At 68.8% G+C, this 21,088-nt stretch carries 16 protein-coding genes; 7 read left to right on the top strand and 9 right to left on the bottom strand.

What is annotated here, in order from left to right; genetic code table 11:
• Positions 1–147: 147 nt before the first annotated feature.
• Positions 148–1,545 (bottom strand): sigma-54-dependent transcriptional regulator, encoded by a 1,398-nt coding sequence (locus tag ACILRJ_RS01150; RefSeq protein WP_395679513.1) that lies wholly within the window; start codon positions 1,543–1,545, stop codon positions 148–150.
• A 158-nt stretch (positions 1,546–1,703) separates the two neighbouring features.
• On the opposite strand from ACILRJ_RS01150, the gene ACILRJ_RS01155 reads away from it, so the two are divergent.
• Positions 1,704–2,699, top strand: a complete 996-nt coding sequence (locus tag ACILRJ_RS01155; RefSeq protein ID WP_395679515.1) for a glycosyltransferase — start codon at positions 1,704–1,706, stop codon at positions 2,697–2,699.
• Positions 2,700–2,774: 75 nt separating this feature from the next.
• On the opposite strand, the gene ACILRJ_RS01160 is transcribed toward ACILRJ_RS01155, so the two are convergent.
• From ACILRJ_RS01160 to ACILRJ_RS01185, 6 genes are all read right to left on the bottom strand, one after another.
• Positions 2,775–4,940 carry an ATP-binding protein gene (locus ACILRJ_RS01160; RefSeq protein WP_395679517.1) on the bottom strand — a complete coding sequence of 722 codons (2,166 nt, stop codon included), beginning with the start codon at positions 4,938–4,940 and terminating at the stop codon, positions 2,775–2,777.
• Positions 4,919–5,482: a DUF4390 domain-containing protein gene (locus ACILRJ_RS01165; RefSeq protein ID WP_395679519.1), complete on the bottom strand. Its 564-nt coding sequence runs from the start codon at positions 5,480–5,482 to the stop codon at positions 4,919–4,921. Before ACILRJ_RS01165 ends, ACILRJ_RS01160 begins: the two co-directional genes overlap by 22 nt.
• A complete protein-coding gene (gene rsmB / locus ACILRJ_RS01170; RefSeq protein WP_395679521.1) occupies positions 5,475–6,842 on the bottom strand; it encodes a 16S rRNA (cytosine(967)-C(5))-methyltransferase RsmB in 1,368 nt (455 codons plus the stop codon). The genes ACILRJ_RS01165 and rsmB overlap by 8 nt, the downstream gene beginning before the upstream one ends.
• Positions 6,839–7,756 carry a methionyl-tRNA formyltransferase gene (gene fmt / locus ACILRJ_RS01175; protein WP_395679524.1) on the bottom strand — a complete coding sequence of 306 codons (918 nt, stop codon included), beginning with the start codon at positions 7,754–7,756 and terminating at the stop codon, positions 6,839–6,841. Before fmt ends, rsmB begins: the two co-directional genes overlap by 4 nt.
• A 146-nt stretch (positions 7,757–7,902) precedes the next feature.
• Positions 7,903–8,406, bottom strand: coding sequence for a peptide deformylase (gene def / locus ACILRJ_RS01180; protein ID WP_395679525.1), 504 nt, complete (start codon positions 8,404–8,406; stop codon positions 7,903–7,905).
• A 294-nt stretch (positions 8,407–8,700) separates the two neighbouring features.
• Positions 8,701–8,952, bottom strand: a complete 252-nt coding sequence (locus ACILRJ_RS01185; RefSeq protein ID WP_395679528.1) for a hypothetical protein — start codon at positions 8,950–8,952, stop codon at positions 8,701–8,703.
• 283 nt (positions 8,953–9,235) lie between these two features.
• Between ACILRJ_RS01185 and ACILRJ_RS01190 the strand changes: the two genes are divergently transcribed.
• From ACILRJ_RS01190 to ACILRJ_RS01215, 6 genes are all read left to right on the top strand, one after another.
• On the top strand, positions 9,236–10,393 hold the full coding sequence (locus ACILRJ_RS01190; protein WP_395679530.1) for a LysM peptidoglycan-binding domain-containing protein: 1,158 nt from the start codon (positions 9,236–9,238) through the stop codon (positions 10,391–10,393).
• Between the two features lie 181 nt (positions 10,394–10,574).
• Positions 10,575–11,735, top strand: coding sequence for a DNA-processing protein DprA (gene dprA, locus ACILRJ_RS01195; protein WP_395679532.1), 1,161 nt, complete (start codon positions 10,575–10,577; stop codon positions 11,733–11,735).
• A 310-nt stretch (positions 11,736–12,045) separates the two neighbouring features.
• Positions 12,046–14,535 carry a DNA topoisomerase I gene (locus ACILRJ_RS01200; protein WP_395679534.1) on the top strand — a complete coding sequence of 830 codons (2,490 nt, stop codon included), beginning with the start codon at positions 12,046–12,048 and terminating at the stop codon, positions 14,533–14,535.
• A 27-nt stretch (positions 14,536–14,562) separates the two neighbouring features.
• Positions 14,563–14,994 carry a hypothetical protein gene (locus ACILRJ_RS01205; RefSeq protein ID WP_395679536.1) on the top strand — a complete coding sequence of 144 codons (432 nt, stop codon included), beginning with the start codon at positions 14,563–14,565 and terminating at the stop codon, positions 14,992–14,994.
• Positions 14,995–15,003: 9 nt separating this feature from the next.
• Positions 15,004–15,558: an L-threonylcarbamoyladenylate synthase gene (locus ACILRJ_RS01210; protein ID WP_395679538.1), complete on the top strand. Its 555-nt coding sequence runs from the start codon at positions 15,004–15,006 to the stop codon at positions 15,556–15,558.
• Positions 15,559–15,613: 55 nt separating this feature from the next.
• Positions 15,614–16,942 carry an AMP-binding protein gene (locus ACILRJ_RS01215; RefSeq protein WP_395679541.1) on the top strand — a complete coding sequence of 443 codons (1,329 nt, stop codon included), beginning with the start codon at positions 15,614–15,616 and terminating at the stop codon, positions 16,940–16,942.
• Between the two features lie 486 nt (positions 16,943–17,428).
• Here the strand turns inward: ACILRJ_RS01215 and polA are convergent, their stop codons facing one another.
• Together polA and ACILRJ_RS01225 are read right to left on the bottom strand one after the other, a co-directional pair.
• Positions 17,429–20,206 (bottom strand): DNA polymerase I, encoded by a 2,778-nt coding sequence (gene polA, locus ACILRJ_RS01220; protein WP_395679543.1) that lies wholly within the window; start codon positions 20,204–20,206, stop codon positions 17,429–17,431.
• Positions 20,207–20,309: 103 nt separating this feature from the next.
• Positions 20,310–21,062: a hypothetical protein gene (locus tag ACILRJ_RS01225; RefSeq protein WP_395679545.1), complete on the bottom strand. Its 753-nt coding sequence runs from the start codon at positions 21,060–21,062 to the stop codon at positions 20,310–20,312.
• Positions 21,063–21,088: the final 26 nt, after the last annotated feature.

Below are 21,088 nucleotides of genomic sequence, written 5' to 3' on the forward strand. Positions count from 1 at the left end.
GCGTTCAGTTCCGGATACCAACCAGCCTGGCCGGAGCGATGCCTTGAAGCCGCTCTGGAGGGGGAGGCCCCGTGAGTCGAAATATCACCCGCGCCTCGGCGCGCAGGGCGGGTGGAGCGCGCAGCGCGAGTCCCGCCGCGACCTGCCTCATCCCTCAGCCTTGGCATTCTCCACCCGCCGCGGGTCGATATCGAGATCCTTGAGCTTGCGATACAGGTGCGTGCGCTCCATGCCGACCGCCTTGGCCAGCTTGCCGACGCTGCCGCCGGCGGCTTCGAGCTGGTGTTGCAGATACGCGCGCTCGAACTGGTCGCGCGCTTCGCGCAGTGGCAGCGAGAAGTCGATGCCGGCGCCGACCGCCGGCGTCGCGGTGGCGGCCGCGCCGCCAATGCTGCCGAGCCCCGCGTCGACCTCGTCGAGCGTGACTTCGCTGGTGCTGCCGAGTACGAGCAGGCGTTGCACCAGATTGCGCAGCTCGCGCAGGTTGCCGGGCCAGGCGTAGTGGCGCAAGCGGTTCTGCACCGCGACCGGGAAATTCCGATACGGCAACTGGTCGCGGTTGGCAAACCAGTCGGCGTGATAGCGCAGGAGTTCGGGAATGTCGTCGCCGCGCTCGCGCAGCGGCGGCACGGCGAGCGGAACGATCTTGAGCTGGTAGTACAGTTCCTCGCGGAAGCGCCCGGCGGCGACCAGCGCGGCGAGATCGTGCGAGCTTGCCGCAATCACGCGCGCATCGAGCGGAACCGGTTCGTGGCCACCGCAGCGGATCAGCGCGCGTCGCTCGATCACGCTCGACAGGCGCAGCTGCAATTCGGGATCAAGGTCGGCGACTTCGTCGAGGAACAGCGTGCCGCCGTTCGCCTGCTCGAACAAGCCATGCTGCACGCCGTTGCCGTCTTCCGCCCCGAACAACGCCAGCGCCGCGGTTTCGCGCGCGATCGCGCCGGCGGCGACGGTCACGAATGGGCCGGCGCGACGACCGCTGCGCTCGTGCAGCGCGCGCGCGATGGCTTCCTTGCCGGTGCCGGGCTCACCGACGACCAGCACGCCGGTGTCGTGCGCGGCGATCTTCTCGATCTGCGCGCGCAACACCTGCATCGCGCGGCCCGAGCCGACGAGATCGCCGGGCGCGGGCAGCTGGCGGCGCAGGCCTTCGTTCTCGCGCTTGAGCCGACCCGCTTCGAGTGCGTGGCCGACGACCAGCAGCAGCTTGGCCAGCGAGATCGGTTTCTCGATGAAATCCCATGCGCCGAGGCGGGTTGCTTCGACCGCGGTCTCGACCGTGCCGTGACCGGAAATCATGATGACCGGACACGGCAATCCACCGCGCTCGCTCCATTCGCGCAGCAGGCTGATGCCGTCGAGGTCGGGCATCCAGATGTCGAGCAGGACCACGTCCGGGCGCTGACGCCTGCGCGCCTCGCGCGCCGCCGCGGCGGATTCGGCCACGTCCACGACATAGCCCTCGTCGTCGAGGATGTCCTTGATCGTCGCGCGGATATCCGGTTCGTCGTCGACCACCAGCACGCGTGCGCCCGCTGCCATCGCCCGCTCCAGCGTTGCAAAAAGGAGACAGGGAGCATAGCGCAGTGTCCCCGCACACGGTATGCAGGGGCCGCCATCGATGGTTACCCTTGTGCGCCCGATCCTTCGCCCGTTCGCATGCCGACCTTTGTTCCACACCCGCTCCGAAGGCGCCGCCGATGACGCGCGTACAGGTCATCGCACGCGACAACGGCGCCGGACTGTCGCGCGATCTCGCTATCCTTGCGCGCGCGCTCGGCGAAGCGGGCTTCGAGGTCACGCTGAGCGCGATCGGCGCAGGCGGCCTGCGTCGTCAGGCAACCTTGTTGAAGCGCCAGGCACAGGTGGCGTGGCGGCGCTGGCGTGGCGGCGAGGACGCGGGCCGCTTCGACGTCAACCTGATGGACGAACGCGGACGCCCGGACTACCTGCCACTCGCGCGTCGAAACGTGCTGCTGCCGCATCCGGAATGGTTCGACGAAGCGGACCGGCCGCGCCTCGATGCGTTCGACCGCGTCTACACCAAGACGCGCCATGCGGTGCCGATCTTCGAAGCACTCGGCTGTCGCGCGGAGTTCGTCGGCTTCACCAGTTTCGACCGGCGTCTGCCCGACGTCGCGCGCGAACCGATGTTCTTCCATCTCGGCGGCCGCAGCATCAACAAGGGCAGCCAGCCGCTGCTCGACCTGTGGCTGCGCAAGCCGCACTGGCCGATGCTGACGATGGTGCAGCGCACGCCCTTGCAGCGCCCGGCGCAGCTGCCCGGCAACGTGCGCCTGATCGATGACTATCTCGACGACGCCGAACTGCAACGCCTGCAGAACCGGCACCTGTTCCACCTGTGCCCGTCCGAGACCGAAGGCTTCGGTCATCACCTGGTCGAAGGCATGAGCGTCGGCGCGATCGTCCTCACGACCGATGCGCCGCCGATGAACGAAATGGTGGCTGCCGATTGCGGCGTGCGCGCCGCGTATTCGCGCACCGGAATGCAGCGCCTCGCGACCACCTATTTCGTCGACCCGGTCGCGCTCGAAGCCGGTGTCGAACACCTGCTCGCGCTCGATGCGGAAGAACGGTGCCGGCGCAGCGGCGCCGCACGCGCGTGGTGGGAAGTGAACGACCGCGCGTTCCGCCAGCGCCTCGCCGACGCCGTCACAGCGCTCGCATCTTCGTAGGGCGGGTCGAGCCGCGCAGCGGCGAGTCCCGCCGAACGCGAAGCCGGCGGCGCGCGCTGGACGCGTACCGCCGCCCTACGCCTGGTCGAGCGGAAGGCGCAGGGTGAACTGCGCGCCGCCTTGCGCGCGATTCTCCGCGCGCACGCTGCCGCCGTGTTCCTCGGCGATCTTCTTGACCACCGCGAGGCCGATGCCGGTGCCGCGGGCCTTGCTGCTGGTGTAGGGCTCGAACCAGCGTTCGCCGAAGTCGGCCGGCAGGCCGGGACCGTTGTCGGCGACCGACAACTCGACCCACGCCTCGCCATCGTCGCGCAGCACGCGCGTGGTCACCTGCAACTGCGGCTTGTGCGCCTCGCCGATCGCTTCGAGCGCGTTCTTGATCAGGTTGTGCAGCGCCTGGCGCAGGCGCACCGCATCGACGCGCACGCGCGGCTCGCCCTCGGCGAGCTGGCGCGTCAGGGTCAGGCGCTGGTCGTTCTCGTACAGGTCAAGCACTTCGCCGACCAGCGCGTGCAGCGCGATCGGCCGCGTCGCCAGTTGCGGCGGTCGCGCGTAGTCGCCGAACGCGTTGACCATCGTCTTCAGCGCCTCGACCTGGCTGACGATCGTATGCGTCGCGCGATCGATCAGCTCGCCTTCCTCCGGCGAGAGGCGCCCGAGGAAGCGTCGACGCAGGCGTTCGGCGGCGAGCTGGATCGGCGTCAGCGGATTCTTCACCTCGTGCGCAAGGCGGCGCGCGACTTCGCCCCAGGCAGCGTCGCGCTGGGCGCGATTGAGCACGGTCAGGTCGTCGAACACCGCCACGTAGCCGGCCTGTTCCGGCAAGACGGTGCCGCGCACCATCAGGCTGCGGCGACCGTGCGCGGTGTCGAGCACGACTTCCTCGCGCCATTCGCGCACGTCGTCGCGCAGGTGGCGAGCGAGCGGTTCGGTGAAGGCGGCGAGGTCGGCGTGTCGCTTGCCGATCTCGCCCGCGCTGGCGCCGAGATGCTGCTCGAAGTCGACGCCGAGGATCTCATCGGCGGCACGGTTGGCGACGCGCACGCGGCCTTCGCGATCGAAGCCGAGCACGCCGGCCGAAAGGCGCTCCAGCACCGCTTCGAGCCAGGCGCGCTGCTGCTCGGTCTCGCGCGCGCTCTTCTGCGCGCGTGCGCCGGCGAACTCGAGCTCGCGCGTCATCTGCGCGAACGAGGCGACGAGGAAGCCGAGCTCGTCGTCGCTCTGCGCCGGCAGCGGCGTGTCGTAACGGCCGGCGCCGATCGCGCGGGTCGCCGCGGCGAGCCGCCCGACCGGCGCGACCAACCGGCGCGCGATGCCGAATGCCGCGAGCACGACCACCAGCACCGACAGCAACAGGACGAAGGTGAGGATCAGCGCGAACGTCAGCTTGAGCGAACCGCGCAGGAACTTGAGGCGCTGGAAATCGAAGCTGGCGCGCTCGATGCGTGTGGTCAGCGGCTGCAACCGCGCGGGCAGCGGGAACAGGCCTTGCAGCAGTCGCTGCTGCGAAGCCGGTGCGCCATCGGTGCTGGCGATCGGCAACAGCACGCGCAGGATCAACGCATCGCCGAGCGGCTCCGCCGCCGCATAGCGACGATCGCCCTGCACACGCAGCAGCAGGCTGCCGTCCGGAATCGGCGGATCGAGGTAGCGCGGGTCCGAACTCGCGCTCGCCTGCACGCGACCGTCGGCACCGAACACGCTGAGCTGGATCGCGCCGAGCGAATCGATCGCGCCATCGAGGCTCGCCTGCACCGCCTCCGGCGGGTCCGCGGACAATTGCTGCGCGAGCTCTGTGCTGGCGCTTTCGGCGACATGCAGGCGTTCCTCGACGACCACCCGGCCGAGTTCGAGCGCATCGTCGAGCGCCTGTTCGAGGCGCAGGTTGAACCAGTTGTCGATCGTCGCGTCGAGGAAGCGCAGTGCGAAGCCGTACACGACGATCGACGCCGGCACTGCGAGCAGGATCAGCAGGCGCAGCAGGCGCCGGTTCAGGCGCGCGCCCGGCACGCCACGCTGCACGTCGCCGCGCAGGCGCCACAGGCGCAGGCCGATCGTCGCGACCAGTACGACCAGCGCGACAATCGCGGTGCCCAGCACCCAGCGGTAGTGCGCGGCGAAGCGCGCGCTGTCCGCTGCGGCGTCTTCGGCCAGCTTCAGCGAGGCGACCAGCAGCGCTCCGACGGCGAGTGCCGGCAGCACGCGTCGCAGCAGGAAGTTCAGTGCGTCGCGACCGGCCATGAGCTGTCCGCGGAAGCAAGTTGCCAGGCCGGCTCGAACAAGGCGGGCAAGCGCAGTGCGCCCGGCAGCGCGGCGGGATCGATCGCCGCGCGCACGCGCAGGCTGGTGCCCGCCGGCAACTGCGCGAACGTCGCCGGCAGGTTGATGCGCAGAGCACCGAGCGCGGCGACCAGCCAGGCCTGGGTGGCGAAGCTGCGCACGTCATCGCTGCTGCCGACGCGCAACTGGTAGCGACGCGACAGCGGGAAGTAGCGCAGCTCGACGCGCGGGCGGGCACGCACGCGCGAGCCCCACGCGCCGGCGCGCACGTCGATCACGAACGTGACCGGAATGCCGTGGTCGAGCGCGTCCTGCATCGGTCCGCTCAGGCGGCAATCGAGGCCGAGTTCGAGCTGGGCGTTTCCACCAAATGAGAGCAATTGCGCATTGCGCACGCCGAGCGAACCGGGCTCCTGCTGCAACAGCAGGCCGCAGCCGGCGAGCAGGGCGCAGGCGGCGACGAGCAGGCCCGCGCAGACGCGGCGCCAACATCGATCAGGCAATCTTCTCGAGCAGGCCATAGTAGAAGCCGTCCATGCCGCCTTCGCCGGGCAGGTTCTGGCGGCCGACGCCGGCTGCGTGACCGCAGTGCCCGGGCAGCGGCAGCGCGCGTGCATCATCGTGGTCGGCGAGGAAAGCGGCAAGCACGCCCTCGTTCTCGGGGCGCAGCACCGAGCAGGTCGCGTACAGCAGGCGCCCGCCCGGTGCGAGCAGCGACCACAGCGCCGCAAGGATCGCCTGCTGGGTGCGCACCAGCGGTGCGATGTCGGCAGCGCGTCGGTGCAGCTTGATGTCGGGCTGGCGTCGCACGATCCCGCTTGCCGAACACGGTGCGTCGATCAGGATGCGCTGGAACGGCCGGCCATCCCACCAGTTCGCCGGTGCGAGCGCATCGCCGGCGACGACACTCGCACCGAGGCCCAGGCGGGCGAGGTTCTCGCCGATGCGCGGCAGGCGCGCCGGATCGTTGTCGAGCGCGACAAGTTCCACGTCCGCGCGTTCGAGCAGGTGCGCGCTCTTGCCACCCGGCGCGGCGCACGCGTCGAGCACGCGCTGGCCGTCGCCGGCGTCCAGCAGGTCGGCCACGCGTTGGGCCGCGCCGTCCTGCACCGAGAACGCGCCTTCCGCATAGCCGGGCAGGCGCGTGACGTCGCTGCTGCGCTCAAGCACGATCGCGTCGGCGAGATCGGCGTGCGCGGCCGCGGCGACGCCATCGGCGGCGAGGCGAGCGAGCAGGTCCTCGCGCGTGCCGCGGCGGCGATTCACGCGCAACGTGAGCGCGGCTTCGCGGTTGTTCGCCGCGAGTATCTCCCCGGCACGATCCGGCCAGTCGCGCGCGAGTGCATCGATGAGCCAGCGCGGATGCGCGCTGCGCGTGACCGCGTCCTGATCGAGGCGCGCGCCAATCGCTTCGCGCTCGCGCGCATAGCGGCGCAGCAAGGCGTTGGCGAGCCCGGCGTACTGCGCCAGGCCGAGCACGCGCATCGCCTCCACGCTCGGCGCCACGACCGCATAGTCGGCTACGCCGAGCACGTCGATCTGCACCGCTGCGAGCACCAGCAGCGCGCGCGCTTCGCGCGCCTTCGGCGGCAGCGGCTTGTCCATCAGCGAGGCAATCGCGGCGTCATGGCGCAGCCACCAGCGCGAGGCTTCGAACAGCGAGGCGGCGAGCAGGGCGCGATCGCGCGGATCGGCGACACGCGGATTCGCGTCGACCAGCACGCGCCGCAGCGACACGCCCTCGAACACGACGCGCGCGAGCGCACGCGCGGCTTCGGCGCGCAAGCCCGCGCCCGGCACAGGTGCGGGCGCGGGCGCGGGCGCGGGCTTGCGCGGTCCCCGCGACGGGCGGCGCTCGCTCATGCCGGCGCCTTGCGACGCGCGTTGAGCCAGTCGCGCACGGCGATGCGGCGACCACCATCGCGCTGCACTTCGCGCACGCGCAGCAGGCCGTCGCCGGTCGCGATGTCGATCGCTTCGCGCGAGGTCGCGACGATGCACCCCGGCTCCCCGCCGGTGCCGGTGATCGCCTCGGCCGACCAGATCCGCAGGCGTTCGCCGTCGATGACCGCCTCGGCCACCGGCCATGGGTCGAACGCGCGCACCTTGCGTTCGAGCTGTCGCGCGGACTGGTTCCAGTCGAGGCGTGCTTCGGCCTTGTCGAGCTTGTGCGCGTACTCGACGCCGTCCTCGCGCTGCGCGGTCGCCGCGAGCGTTTCGCCACGCAGCACGCGCGCAAGGCCTTCGGCGAGCGTCGCCGCGCCGAGAACGGCAAGGCGGTCGTGCAGACTGCCGCCGGTGTCGCCCGGCGCGATCGGCGTGCGCGCTTCGAGCAGCACGGGACCGGTGTCGAGGCCCGCTTCCATCTGCATCAGGTCGACGCCGGTTTCCAGATCGCCGGCGAGGAGCGCGCGCTGGATCGGCGCCGCGCCACGCCAGCGCGGCAGCAGCGAAGCATGCACGTTCCAGCAGCCGAGGCGCGGAATCGCGAGCACCGATTTCGGCAGGATCAGGCCGTAGGCCACCACGATCATCAGATCCGGCGCATGCGCCGCGAGGCGCGCGCGCGCGTCCTTGTCACGCAGGGTTAGCGGCTGCTCGACCGCGACCCCGGCAGCGCGCGCAGCCTGCTTGACCGGACTCTCTCCGAGCTTGCGCCCGCGGCCGGCCGGTCGATCCGGCTGCGTGTACGCCGCGACGACCTCGGCCCCGCTGGCGAGACAGGCGTGCAGCGAAGGCACGGAAAATTCGGGTGTTCCAGCGAAAACAAGGCGCATGGCAAGGCCGTGGGTGGTGATTCTTGATCGGTGATTCGGAACCCGCACTCGCACCATCGACCGACGCTCGTGTCATCGCGGCATCGACCGATGGCGACCCTCGCAGGCCTTCACCAATCACCAACCACCATCACGAATCCCGGCTCTCAGGCGCTCTGGCGACGCTTCTTCTCTAGTCGCTTCAGCAGCAGCGAGCGCTTCAGCGCGGAAAGGTGGTCGACGAAGACCTTGCCGACGAGGTGATCCATCTCGTGCTGGATGCACACCGCGAGCGGGCCTTCGAAGTCGCGCTCGAACGCGTTGCCCTCGACATCCTGCGCGGCGACCTTCACATGCAGCGCGCGTTCGACGTCGGCGTAGATGCCCGGAAACGACAGGCAGCCTTCCTGGAATACCTGCAGGCCGTCCTTCTCGAGCAGGCGCGGATTGATCAGCACCAGAGGCTGGTCGGAGTTCTCGGACATGTCGGCGACCAGCAGTTGCCGATGCTCGTCGACCTGGGTCGCGGCGAGCCCGACTCCGGGCGCGGCGTACATGGTTTCGAACATGTCGGCGACGAGACGCTTGAGTTCGGCGTCGAACACGGTCACCGGCTGCGCCTTGGTGCGCAGGCGCGGGTCGGGAAATTCGAGGATCGTAAGCAGGGTCATTGGCGGCAAGCTGCGGTCAGGCCGCAATCGGATCAAGGGGTTGCCTATTGTAAGGGGAGCCCGCCGCGAAGCGGTAGGGCGCGCGCGGGTCGAGCGAAGCGAGTCCCGCGTCCGTTGCGAACACGGCGGCACGCGCGTTGCGTGTACCGCCCTGCCGGCCCCGTACCCTCCAAGCCTTCGACCCCCGGTCCGCGCGCGGCAGTCCGGGAGGCATCTCCTTCAATCGTCAGCGCCGACGACAGCGACGCTGCCTTTCACACCGAGCGCGAGGTCGAGCGCGGCGTCCGCGCCGGACTACGTGACGCGACCGCCGGCTACGGCGAGCACGACCTGCGTGCCGACGACGTGCGCCCACGCGCTGCCCTGCTCGACGCCGTGTTCGGCGACAACGAGGCCATGTACACGCAGCCGTCGAGACCGATCGCCTCGACGCGGAAACGGCCGCCGAGCGCGTGCCCGAGCACCGTCCGCCCCGCTGAGTCCGCCGCCTTCAGCGTTGCCCGTCGCGATGAACGTCACGTCGCCATTCACGCCCGCCGCGCTCACGACGACCGCGTGGATGCCCGGCGTCGCGTCCCACCGAGCGTCGCGACGCCGTTCTGGTCGGCCGTCTGCGCCGCACCGCTGGGCGTGCCATCGCCGCTGCACGCCGCGTCAAGGCGATCTGACCAACCCAACACCCAGGGACGCCGAATGGGAATTGCGTCACAAAATGACGCCGCTTGCCGGAAACAGGCGCGCCGGACTACCTGCGACGCAGTCGATTTTCCTGCGCCTTAAATTTCCATTACACTCGGGAAAACCTTTGGGGATCGGGGGATTGGCCGTCATGCTTAAAAAACTGCTTTCGGTTTCAGTCGGCCTGCTGCTGACGTTGACGGTGTACGCCGCCACGGTCGAATGGGCGGACAACCATCCGGATCGCTATGTCGTCAAGAAGGGCGACACCCTCTGGGACATCTCGGCGCGCTTCCTCAAGCAGCCGTGGCTATGGCCGGAGATCTGGCAGGACAACAGCCAGGTGAAGAACCCGCACCTGATCTATCCGGGTGACGAGCTCGTCATCAGCGGACGACACCTCGGCCGCGGCGGCGTCGGTCCGCATGTACGCGCGAGCGGCTACGACGAGGCGATCCCGCCGATCCCGTTGTCGGCCCTCAAGCAATGGCTGAAGAACACGCGCATCGTCGCCGAAGACGAATACCGCGACGCGCCGCATGTGATCGGCCTCGAGGAGAACCAGCTGCGCGGCTCGCCGGGCCAGCTGGTCTACGTGCGCGGTCTCAACGCGCAGCCGGGCACCAAGCTCGCGCTGGTGCGTCCGTCGGGCCGCTACTACGACATGCCGCCGGAAGACGACGGCCGTCCGCGCGAGGTGTATCGCCAGGCGAAGGACGACTTCCACGATCGCCGCCCGGACATCCTGTGGCGCCACGGTCCGAACGAGTTCACGCTGTCCGGCAACGTACGCTTCCTCGGCTACGAGATGCGCGATTTCGGCGTGGTGCAGGTCACGCGCAGCGGCGACGTGTCGTCGGCGCTGGTGATCAGCTCCGACTTCGAGGTCAAGGCCGGCGACTACGTGCTGCCGATCGACACGCGCCCGTACGATGACCAGTACGTGCCGCACTCGCCGCCGAAGGTGCCGGAGAACATGCGCGTGATCGCGTTCAGCGACGCGCTCGACGCGGTCGGTCCGCGCCAGGTCGTTGCGCTGTCGCGCGGCAGCGAGGACGGCATCGAGAACGGCCAGACCTTCAGCATCTATCACGAAGGCGACGTCGTCGCCGACGAGACCGATTACCCAGAAGGCCGCACGCGCCGCTTCTTCCATCCGCACGACGCGAAGGTGAAGCTGCCGTCGGAATTCATCGGTCACGTGATGATCTTCCGCACGTTCCAGCGCGTCAGCTATGGCCTCGTCATGGACGCGGTGAAGCCGGTGCATGCGGGCGACTTCCTGTTCGATCCGAACAACGTGCCGTAGCGGGCAGCCCACGAGTTCTTCCGAACGGCCTCCTTCGCGGGGCCGTTCGCTTTTTTGGGGGCTGGGCGCCATCGCGGCTTGCGCCGCTCCCCCTCTCGGCACTCAGCCCTCAGCCTTTTCCTACACGCGGCCGCGGCGATCGCCGGCCGCGGGCACGCAGATGCCTCGCTAGACTGCCCGCATGGACATCGAAACCAACCGCGCCGCGTTGGAAGCGTGGCTGATCCTGCTGCGTGCGCCCGGCCTCGGACCGGTGTCGCTGCGCGAGTTGCTCGCCACGCACGGCGACGTGCGCAGTGCGCTCGCTGCAGCACGCCGCGGCGCGCATGCGCGTGCGCGCGACGAGGCCTGCCGCGATTGGCTGCGCGCCCCGGATGCGCCGCGCATTGCCGCCGATCTCGACTGGCTGGCGCAGCCGTCGCATGCATTGCTGACCTGCGATGGCGCCGAGTTCCCTGCGCTGCTCGACGACGCACCGGGCGCGCCCGCGGCGCTGTTCGTAGCCGGCGACTGCAGTGCGTTGTGGCAACCGCAGGTCGCGATCGTCGGCAGCCGCAATGCAAGCCAGGGCGGCTGTGCGAACGCGGATGCGTTCGCACGCGCGCTCGCGGCAGCCGGCTTCGCGATCACCAGCGGACTCGCAGAAGGCATCGACACGGCCGCGCATGCGGGCGCGCTCGGCGCCGGCGCGGCAACGCTCGCCGTGCTCGGCACCGGACCGGATCGGGTCTATCCGGCGCGCCAGGGTCCGCTGGCCGCTCGCATCACCGCGCAGGGTGCGCTGGTCAGCGAGTTCCCGCCCGGCACGCCCGCGCACGAAAGCCATTTCCCGCGCCGCAACCGCGTCATCGCCGGGCTTTCGCTTGGCACGCTGGTGGTCGAGGCCGGAATCCGCTCCGGCGCCCTGATCACCGCGCGCAATGCGACCGAAGCCGGCCGTGAGGTGTTCGCGATCCCCGGATCGATCCACAACCCGCTCGCGCGCGGCTGCCACCAGCTGATCCGCCAGGGCGCCAAGCTGATCGAGACCGCCGACGAGATCATCGGCGAGCTGGCGCCGTTGGCGCAGCGGCTCGGCGCGAACCTGCGCGAACGCCTGGACGAGTCGACGGAGCGCGTATCGTCGCGCGGACGAGACGCGCAGCCGTCACGCGCGGACGATCCCGACTACGCACGCCTGTACGCTGCGCTCGGTCACGACACCCTCGGCGTCGACCAGCTGGCCGATCGCAGCGGCCTGCCGGTCGCCGCGCTGGCCTCGATGCTGCTGATGCTGGAGCTGGAGGGCGAGGTCGTCGCCGAACGCGGCGGCTACGCCCGTCGGAGCGCGGCGCCCGGCTGAACACGGAGCGGAATTTCCAATGAAGTCCTTGTGTTACGCCTGCGTACCCCCACTCATCGGCCTCTCCGGTCGGGTACCGGCCGGGCACAGCCGTGCTTGACAGTCCGGCGTGCGGCGTGTTTCCACTAAAAAGAGAATCGCCGGCAATGGCCGGACGGCCACATCCACGGAGCTTCTGATCGGACGGTCGTCATCCCCGCGGGGCATGACAAGTTGAATCCGGATTGTTCAGAGGCTCCCGAGCCCACCATCGCCGGCGGACGATCCGCGCGATGCCCATCGCACTACCGTACGGGCGCCAAGGACTCCAATGGCAAAGAACCTTCTGATCGTCGAATCGCCGGCCAAGGCGAAGACGATCAACAAATACCTCGGCAAGGACTTCCACGTACTGGCGTCCTACGGCCATGTGCGCGACCTGGTTCCGAAGGAAGGCGCGGTCGCGACCGATCGCGGCTTCGCGATGAACTACGAGGTGATCGAGCGCAACGAGAAGCACGTCGATGCGATCGCCAAGGCGGCCAAGGTCGCCGATTCGCTCTACCTCGCGACCGACTTGGACCGCGAAGGCGAGGCGATTTCCTGGCACATCGCCGAGATCCTGAAGCAACGCAACCTGCTCGAGGGCAAGGCGCTGCACCGCGTGGTGTTCAGCGAGATCACGCCGCGCGCAATCAAGGAAGCGGTGGCGAATCCGCGCGCGCTGTCGATGGACCTGGTCAACGCGCAGCAGGCGCGTCGTGCGCTGGACTACCTGGTCGGCTTCAATCTCTCGCCGGTGCTGTGGCGCAAGGTGCAGCGCGGCCTCTCCGCCGGCCGCGTGCAGTCGCCCGCGTTGCGCATGATCGCCGAGCGCGAAGAGGAAATCGAAGCGTTCAAGGCGCGCGAGTACTGGACCATCGAAGCCGACTGCGCGCATCCGGACATGGCGTTCAAGGCGCGCCTGCTGAAGCTGCGCGGCAAGAAGTTCGAGCAGTTCGACCTCACCAACGAAACCGACGCGCACGCCGCGCGCGACGCGCTGACGCGCTCGGCGCAGAGTCGTCTGGTCGTCGCCAACGTCGAGTCGAAGGAGCGCAAACGCCGGCCGTCGCCGCCGTTCACGACCTCGACCCTGCAACAGGAAGCCGCGCGCAAGCTCGGCTTCACCACCAGCCGCACGATGAAGATCGCGCAGGGCCTGTACGAAGGCGTCGCGCTCGGTGACGAGGGCGTGGTCGGCCTGATCACCTACATGCGTACCGACGCGGTGTCGCTGTCGGCCGAGGCGATCGCCGAGCTGCGCGACGTGATCGGCCGCGACTACGGCCCGCGCGCGCTGCCGGAGCAGCCGCACGTCTACCGCAACAAGTCGAAGAACGCGCAGGAAGCGCACGAGGCGATCCGCCCGGTCTCGGCGCTGCATCGTCCGAAGGACATCGCGCCGTTCCTCAACGACGAACAGCGCAAGCTGTACGAACTGATCTGGAAGCGTGCGCTCGCCAGCCAGATGCAGCACGCGACCCTCAACACGGTCAGCGTCGACCTCGACGCCGGCGGCGATTCGATGTTCCGCGCCAGCGGCACGACGGTGGTCGATCCGGGCTTCCTCGCCGTCTACGAGGAAGGCCGCGACCAGAAGAACGCCGAGGACGAGGACGAGGGCCGGAAGCTGCCGAAGATGACGATCGGCGAAGCGGTGCCGCTCGCCGCGATCCATGCCGACCAGCACTTCACCGAGCCGCCGCCGCGCTACTCGGAAGCGTCGCTGGTCAAGGCGCTGGAGGAATACGGCATCGGTCGTCCGTCGACCTACGCGAGCATCATCCAGGTGCTGCTCAACCGCGAATACGTGATCCTCGACAGCCGCCGTTTCAAGCCGACCGATGTCGGTCGCGCGGTGGCGAAATTCCTGTCCGGGCATTTCGCCAAGTACGTCGACTACGACTTCACCGCCAAACTCGAAGACGAACTCGACGCGGTCAGCCGCGGCGAGGAAGACTGGGTGCCGCTGCTGGAGAAATTCTGGAAGCCGTTCAAGGCGCAGGTCGACGACAAGAATGAAACCGTCGACCGCTCCGAGGCGACCGGTGCGCGCGAGCTCGGACCCGATCCGAAGACCGGCAAGCCGGTGCAGGTGCGCCTCGGCCGCTACGGCCCATTCGCGCAGATCGGCACCAAGGACGACGAGGACAAGCCTAAGTTCGCCTCGCTGCGCGCCGGCCAGAGCATGCACACGATCACCCTCGCCGAGGCACTTGAACTGTTCAAGCTGCCGCGCAACCTCGGCCTGTCCGAAGCCGGCGAGGAAGTCAGCGTCGGCGTCGGCCGCTTCGGTCCGTTCGTCAAGCAGGGCGCGACCTACGCCTCGCTCAAGCCCGAGGACGATCCGTACACGATCGAACTCGAGCGCGCGCTGCAACTCGTGCGCGAAAAGGCCGAGATGATCGCGAACCGCACGATCAAGGATTTCGGCAACGGCATCCAGGTGCTGAACGGCCGCTACGGCCCGTACATCACCGATGGCGAGAAGAACGCGAAGATTCCCAAGGACAAGGAACCGTCCGAACTGACCGAAGCCGAGTGCGTCGAGCTGATCGCCGCGGCGCCGTTTCGCCCCAAACGCGGCGGTGGACGCTTCGGCAAGGGCAAGGCGGCCAAGGCCGCTCCTGCGAAGAAAGCAGCGGCGAAGCCTGCGGTCGAGAAGCCGGCGGCGAAGAAGGCGCCTGCGAAGAAGGCGGCCAGGAAGAAGGCTCCTGCGAAGAAAGCGGCAAAAAAGGCCTCGGCCAGGAAACCCGCGAAGAAAGCGTCAAACGCCTGAAGCTCGAACTCTTGGAGGAGAAATTCCATGCGCGCAGCATTGCTGCTTTCAACCATGGCCATGCTTTCCATTGGCACGGCCAGAGCGGACGATGTCTGCACCGAAGCGGCCAAGAAGATTGCCGACGCCACGGCCGTCTACGTCGAAAAGGGAGCGGCCGCTTTCTGGGAACGCGTGCTCAAGGACGGACCGCTGGAAGGTGACAAGAGAAGCATCGGCCAGGTACAGGCCCTCGGCCAGATCGAACAGTTCTTCGGCCAGATCCAGTCGTCGTCCATTCTCAGCAAGAAGGCGATCGGAAAGAAGGACTGCTACGTCGTCTGGATGCTCGAATACTCCGATGGTCCCGCTTTCGCGGTCGCCAACTACTACCAGAGCAAGAAGGGCGTCGTTGCCACGTCCATGAACTTCAAGACAGAGCCGGAGGCAGTCCTGCCAACTCGGCTTCTCGTTGATTGACCGGCCGCCTTGGATCATTTCCAAGTTGCTGCCGAAGTTCTGCAAGCGGGTGGCGTGGTCGCCTACCCGACCGAGGCGGTGTTCGGCCTCGGCTGCGATCCGCGCAACCATGCCGCGTTCGAGCGCCTGTTCGCGCTCAAGCAACGCCCGCCGACCCAGGGCGTGCTGCTGATCGGCGCGGATTTCGAGCAGGTAGCGCCGTACATCGACCTGGCCGCGACGCCCCACGCCGCACTGATGCGCGTGCGCGCGAGCTGGCCGGGTCCGCACACCTGGATCCTGCCGCGGGCGGCCGGCGTGCCGGAATGGATCGCCGGCGGCCATGCCGGGATCGCGTTGCGTGTCACCGCCCATCCGCCTGCGGCCGCGCTGTGCCGTGCATTCGGCGGTGCGCTCGTCTCGACCAGCGCGAATCGCCATGGCGAGCCACCGGCGCGTTCGGCTGACGAGGTCCGGCTTGCGTTCGGGACGTCGCTCGATGCGATCCTGAATGGACCGACCGGGGGACTTGAGCGGCCGACGCCGATCCGCGACGCTATCAGTGGGGAAAGCGTACGCGGCTGACGGGCGACGCGCCGATGGGTGCCACCGCCGGCCGATCCGGGGATGGGAGAAAGGAATGTCTGCAGTACCCGAAGGCCGGATCGTCGCGCCGGCGTTGCCGCTGCTCGCGCAGGCTGCGCCGGACCGCGTTTTCGCCTGGTCGCAGGGTCGCGCGATCACGCTCGGTGAATTTCTCGCCGACGTGCATGCGGCCGCGGCCGTGTTGCCGCCCGGCGACGCGATCAACCTGTGCGAGGACCGCTATGCGTTCCTCGTCGCGTTCTGCGCGGTCGCATGTCGCGGCCATGCGAACCTGTTGCCGGCCTCGCGCGCACCGCAGGCGGTCGCCGAAACGCTCGCCGCCTATCCGGGGAGCCATGCCGTCATCGATGCGGACCTGCCGACGCCGGGCACGCACGGCCGCCGCGACGAGGTGCCACTCATTCCGGCCGCTCAGATCGTCGTCATCGGCTTCACCTCCGGCAGCACCGGCAAGCCGAAGCCGAACGCGAAGCGCTGGGCGTCGTTCGCGGCGAGCAACGCGCGCAACGTCACCGCGTTCGAGGCATTGATCGATTTCGCCGCGACGCCGCTCGCGCATGTCGTCGCGACCGTGCCCCCGCAACACATGTACGGCATCGAGCTGTCGGTGCTGCTGCCGCTGCTCGGGCCGTTCTCGGTGCACGCGTCGCGCCCGTTGTTCCCGGCCGACGTCGCCGCCGCACTCGCCGCGGTGCCGGCGCCGCGCGTATTGGTGACGACGCCGGTGCATCTGGCCGCTCTGCTGCGCGAGGACGTCGAACTGCCCGCGCTGGCCGCGATCACCTCGGCGACCGCGCCGCTGTCGCAGGAACTCGCCGTCCGGGCGGAGCGCCGCTACGGCGCGCCCGCGCTCGAACTGTTCGGCTCGACCGAAACCTGCGTGATCGCGCAGCGCCGCTGCGCGCTCGGCGAGGACTGGCGCCTGCATGAGGGCGTGTCGCTGCGGCCGCAGCCGGACGGAACCCTCGTCGACGCGCCGTGGTTCGAGCAGGCGATTGCGCTGGCGGATCTGGTCGAGCTGTTGCCCGGACAGCGCTTCCGCTTGTGTGGCCGGCATGCCGACCTGGTCGAGATCGCCGGCAAGCGCGCCTCGCTCGGCGACCTCACCCACCGCATCGTGGCCTTGCCCGGCGTCGAAGACGCCGTCGCGTTCCAGCTCGACGAAGCCGATGCGGCCGGTGTGCGCCGCATCGCCGCACTGGTCGTCGCGCCGACTCGCTCCGAATTGGATTTGCTGCAGGAATTGCGCGCGTCGATCGACGCAGCCTTCCTGCCGCGCCCGCTGCGCAAGGTCGCCGCGCTGCCGCGCAACGAAACCGGCAAGCTGCCGCGCGCTGCGCTGCTGGCGGCACTGCGCGACTGAACCACGGTAGAGGCACGGCGGCGGCTGGCGCGCGCTCGAGACGCCGCAGAAGCGCACCTTGCGCGAATCTTCGCCTCGCACAAAAGAAAAGCCCCGAGGGCCAGGGGGAGCCCTCGGGGCGGGAAGACCGATCTGGGGAGGGATCGGACTTCATTTGGAACGTCGATCTGGGGAGGATCGAACGTCCCGGGGTTGCACTCAGGGAGGTGAGTCAACCAGGGCGCCGTTGCGTGCGCCCGGTGAGATAGATCGGGATCGAGGCGAAAAGTTTCCAGTACCGTCGCATGAAGATTTATCGTGCATTCAGTCTGCGGATTCACCGTGACTTCCGGCCTATGCCTGATTGCGGACTGAGGGCCAAAGGCGGCGATGTCCACCCTTGTGGCAGCGCACTCATTCCCGCGCGAAAGCGGGAATCGATCGAAGCAACCCATCGGGGTCCACAGGATCGCAATCAACCCTGCACCCCCAGCTCCCAGTCCTCGTTCAATGGGCCTCGTCCCAGTTCGCCCCGACGCCGACGTCGACAACCAGCGGCACATCGAGTGCGGCCGCGCCGGCCATGCGTTCGCGCACGCCCGTGACGATCGCGTCGACGGTGTCCTCGCGCACTTCGAACACGAGTTCATCGTGCACCTGCATCAGCATGCGCGCGCTGTTCTCCTGCCCGAGCAGCCACGCATCGACCGTGATCATCGCGCGCTTGATGATGTCGGCCGCCGTGCCTTGCATCGGCGCATTGATCGCGGCGCGTTCGGCGCCGGCGCGTTGCGCCGCGTTGCGCGAATGGATGTAGTCGAGGTACAGGCGCCGCCCGAACACGGTTTCGACGTAGCCGTCGCGGTGCGCCTGCGCGCGCACGCGCTCCATGAAGTCGCGCACGCCCGGATAGCGCGAGAAGTAGCGCGCCATGTAGTCCTGCGCCTCACCGCGACCGACGCCGAGCTGGCGCGCCAGGCCGAATGCGCTCATGCCGTACATGAGGCCGAAGTTGATCGCCTTCGCCGCGCGTCGCTGGTTCGCGTCGACCTGCTCGAGCGGCAGTCCGAACACTTCCGCGGCGGTCGCGCGATGCACGTCCTGGTTGCCGTGGAACGCGGCGAGCAGGCCCGGATCGCCGGACAGGTGCGCCATGATGCGCAGCTCGATCTGCGAATAGTCCGCCGCGACCACCCTCCAGCCCTCCGGCGCGACGAACGCCTGGCGGATGCGCCGGCCTTCCTCGGTGCGGATCGGGATGTTCTGCAGGTTCGGTTCGACCGACGACAGGCGTCCGGTCGCCGCGGTCGCCTGGTTGTAGCTGGTGTGCACGCGACCGGTGCGCGGATTGACGTTGTCGGCGAGCTTCTCGGTGTAGGTCGAGCGCAGCTTGGCGAGGCCGCGGTAGTCGAGGATCAGGCGCGGCAACTCGTGCTGGTCGGCAATCGCCTCCAGCGCTTCCTCGTTCGTCGACGGCTGTCCGCCCGGCGTCTTCATCAGCGCCGGCAGCTTCAGTTCGTCGAACAGGATCGCCTGCAGTTGCTTGGGCGAATCGAGGCTGAAGCTGCGCCCGGCGATGGCGTGCGCCCGCTCGTTCAACGCGTGCATGCGCTTGGCAAGTTCGTGGCTCTGGCGCTTCAGCGCAGCCGTGTCGATCAGCACTCCACGCTGTTCCATGCGCGCGAGCACCGGCACCAGCGGCATCTCGATCGTCTCGTACACCGTGCGCAGGCCCGGCTCGGCTTCGAGCTTGGGCCACAGCGCGCGATGCAGGCGCAGGGTCACGTCGGCGTCCTCGGCGGCGTAGCGGCACGCCGTATCGAGATCGACCTGCGAGAACGCGATCTGCTTCGCGCCGCGTCCGGCCACCTGCTCGTACGTCACGGTGTCGTAACCGAGGTGGCGCCTCGCGAGCGTGTCCATGTCGTGGCGCGATGCGGTGGAATTGAGCACGTACGACTCCAGCATGGTGTCGTGCGCGATGCCTTGCACGACGATGCCGTGCGTCGACAGCACGTTGATGTCGTACTTCGCATGCTGGCCGAGCTTCGGCCGCGCGGGATCCTCGAGCAGCGGCTTGAGGCGCGCGAGCACGAGCGCGGCGTCGAGTTGCGCGGGCGCACCCGGGTAATCGTGCGCGAGCGGGATGTAGGCACCTTCACGCGGCGACACCGCGAGCGACAGGCCGACCACGCGCGCCTGCATCGGATCGAGCGAATCGGTCTCGCTGTCGAACGCGATCAGCTGCGCTGCGGCGAGCCGGACGAGCCACGCATCAAGCTGCGCCTCGCTCGTCACGAGTTCGTAGCGGCCCGGACCGGCCAGTTCCGGATCGGCGCTTGGTGCCGGCGCCGGCGAGATTCCGCGCACGCCGAATTCGCGCCGTTGCGGCAGCTCGGCCGCGGGCAGGTCCGGCGCGGCGCGCGCGGCCGGCTCGCTGCCGGCGTCGAGTTCCTTCAGGGCCGCATTGAACTCGTAGCGGCGATAGAGCTCGCGCAACGTCTCGGCGTCGCGCTCGCGCAGGTGCAGGTCGCGCGGGCCTTCGGCGAGCGGCACGTCGGTGCGGATCGTCGCGAGTTCGCGCGACAGCGGCAGCTGCGGCAACGCCTTGCGCAGGTTCTCGCCGATCTTGCCGCCGACCTTGTCCGCATTCGCGATCACCGCGTCGAGGTTGCCGTATTCGGCCAGCCATTTCGCCGCGGTCTTCGGCCCGCACTTCTCGACGCCGGGGATGTTGTCGACGCTGTCGCCCATCAGCGCGAGGTAATCGACGATCTGGTCGGGGCGCACCCCGAACCTCTCGATCACCGCCGCCGTATCGAGGGTGGTATTCGTCATCGTGTTGACCAGCTCGATGCCGGGCACGACCAGTTGCGCGAAATCCTTGTCGCCGGTCGAGATCGTGACGTCGATGCCGTCCGCACGCGCGCGCCGCGCGAGCGTGCCGATCACGTCGTCGGCCTCCACGCCGTCGACACGCAGGATCGGAAAGCCGAGCGCGGCGACGATCGCGAGCATCGGCTCGACCTGGGCGACGAGGTCGTCGGGCATCGCCTGACGGTTCGCCTTGTACTCGGCGTAGAGATCGTCACGGAACGTGCGCCCGGGTGCATCGGCAACGAAAGCGAGGTAGTCGGGCCGCTGCTTGAGGATCGTGCGCAGCATGTTGACCACGCCGAACAGCGCGCCGGTCGGCTCGCCGGCGGCATTGGTCAGCGGCGGCAGCGCATGGAACGCGCGGTACAGGTACGAGGAACCGTCGATGAGGACGAGACGTGGCGGCATGGCGGGCCAGCAGGACAACGGGCGCGCAGCTTCGCGCGCGCCCGCGGCCTTTGCAACGTCGGCGACCGAAGCCGCGCTCCGTGCAGCGCGAGCAGAGACCGGCTCAGCAGCCCTGCGGCGGAGGGCTGAGCGTGCAAAGGTCGAGATTGAGCAGGTTGTTCTCCATCTGGTCGCGGAAGATCACGTCACCGTTGGCGAACACGGGAACCTGCGGATAGCCGACCACGCCGATGTCCGGGTTCACGCGCCAGGCGATGGCGTTGTTGCCCACCTGCACCTGTGTCGCGCGCACTGGAATGAGGATTTCGAGCCAGAAGCCCATCGCCATGCCCCAGGCGCCGCTGTTGGACAGACCACCGCGCAGCGGGCGCACCGCGAGCCCCTGCAGCCCTTGCGGAAATGTCGTCGGGCAGCCGTAGTCGGGGTCGGTGTCCATGTCGTGCAGGCGATTGGGGTTGGGCAGGATCGCGTAGCAGAACGTCGGATTGTCGGCCGACACGGCGGTCTCGACGCCCGGTGGCAGGATCAGCTCGATGCCGACCGCACTGCCGGTGCATGGATTGCCCGGGTGGGCGAGCACGAGATGGGTGTAGAACACCTCGCCGACCGCGGGCGAGAAATCCGGTGGCGGATGGCTGAAGCCGGTGTAGCCGAGCACGCGGTCGGCGAAGATCGGCGGGTCGCTGAGGCAATACTGGACCGTGCCGATGTGCGCGATGATGCCGTTGTACCAGGGCGTGATCACGTCGGGCTCGGACAGCGACAAGGGTCCGGGCAGCTGCGCGACCGCCGCGGTCGACAGCACGAACGCGAACCCCATCGCAGTCCGCAGGGCGTGTTGAAGACGTATGATCATGGCACGGCTCCGAAGGCAGTTCGATG

The sequence above is a fragment of the Dokdonella sp. genome, assembly GCF_044227025.1.
Classification (GTDB): domain Bacteria; phylum Pseudomonadota; class Gammaproteobacteria; order Xanthomonadales; family Rhodanobacteraceae; genus Dokdonella_A.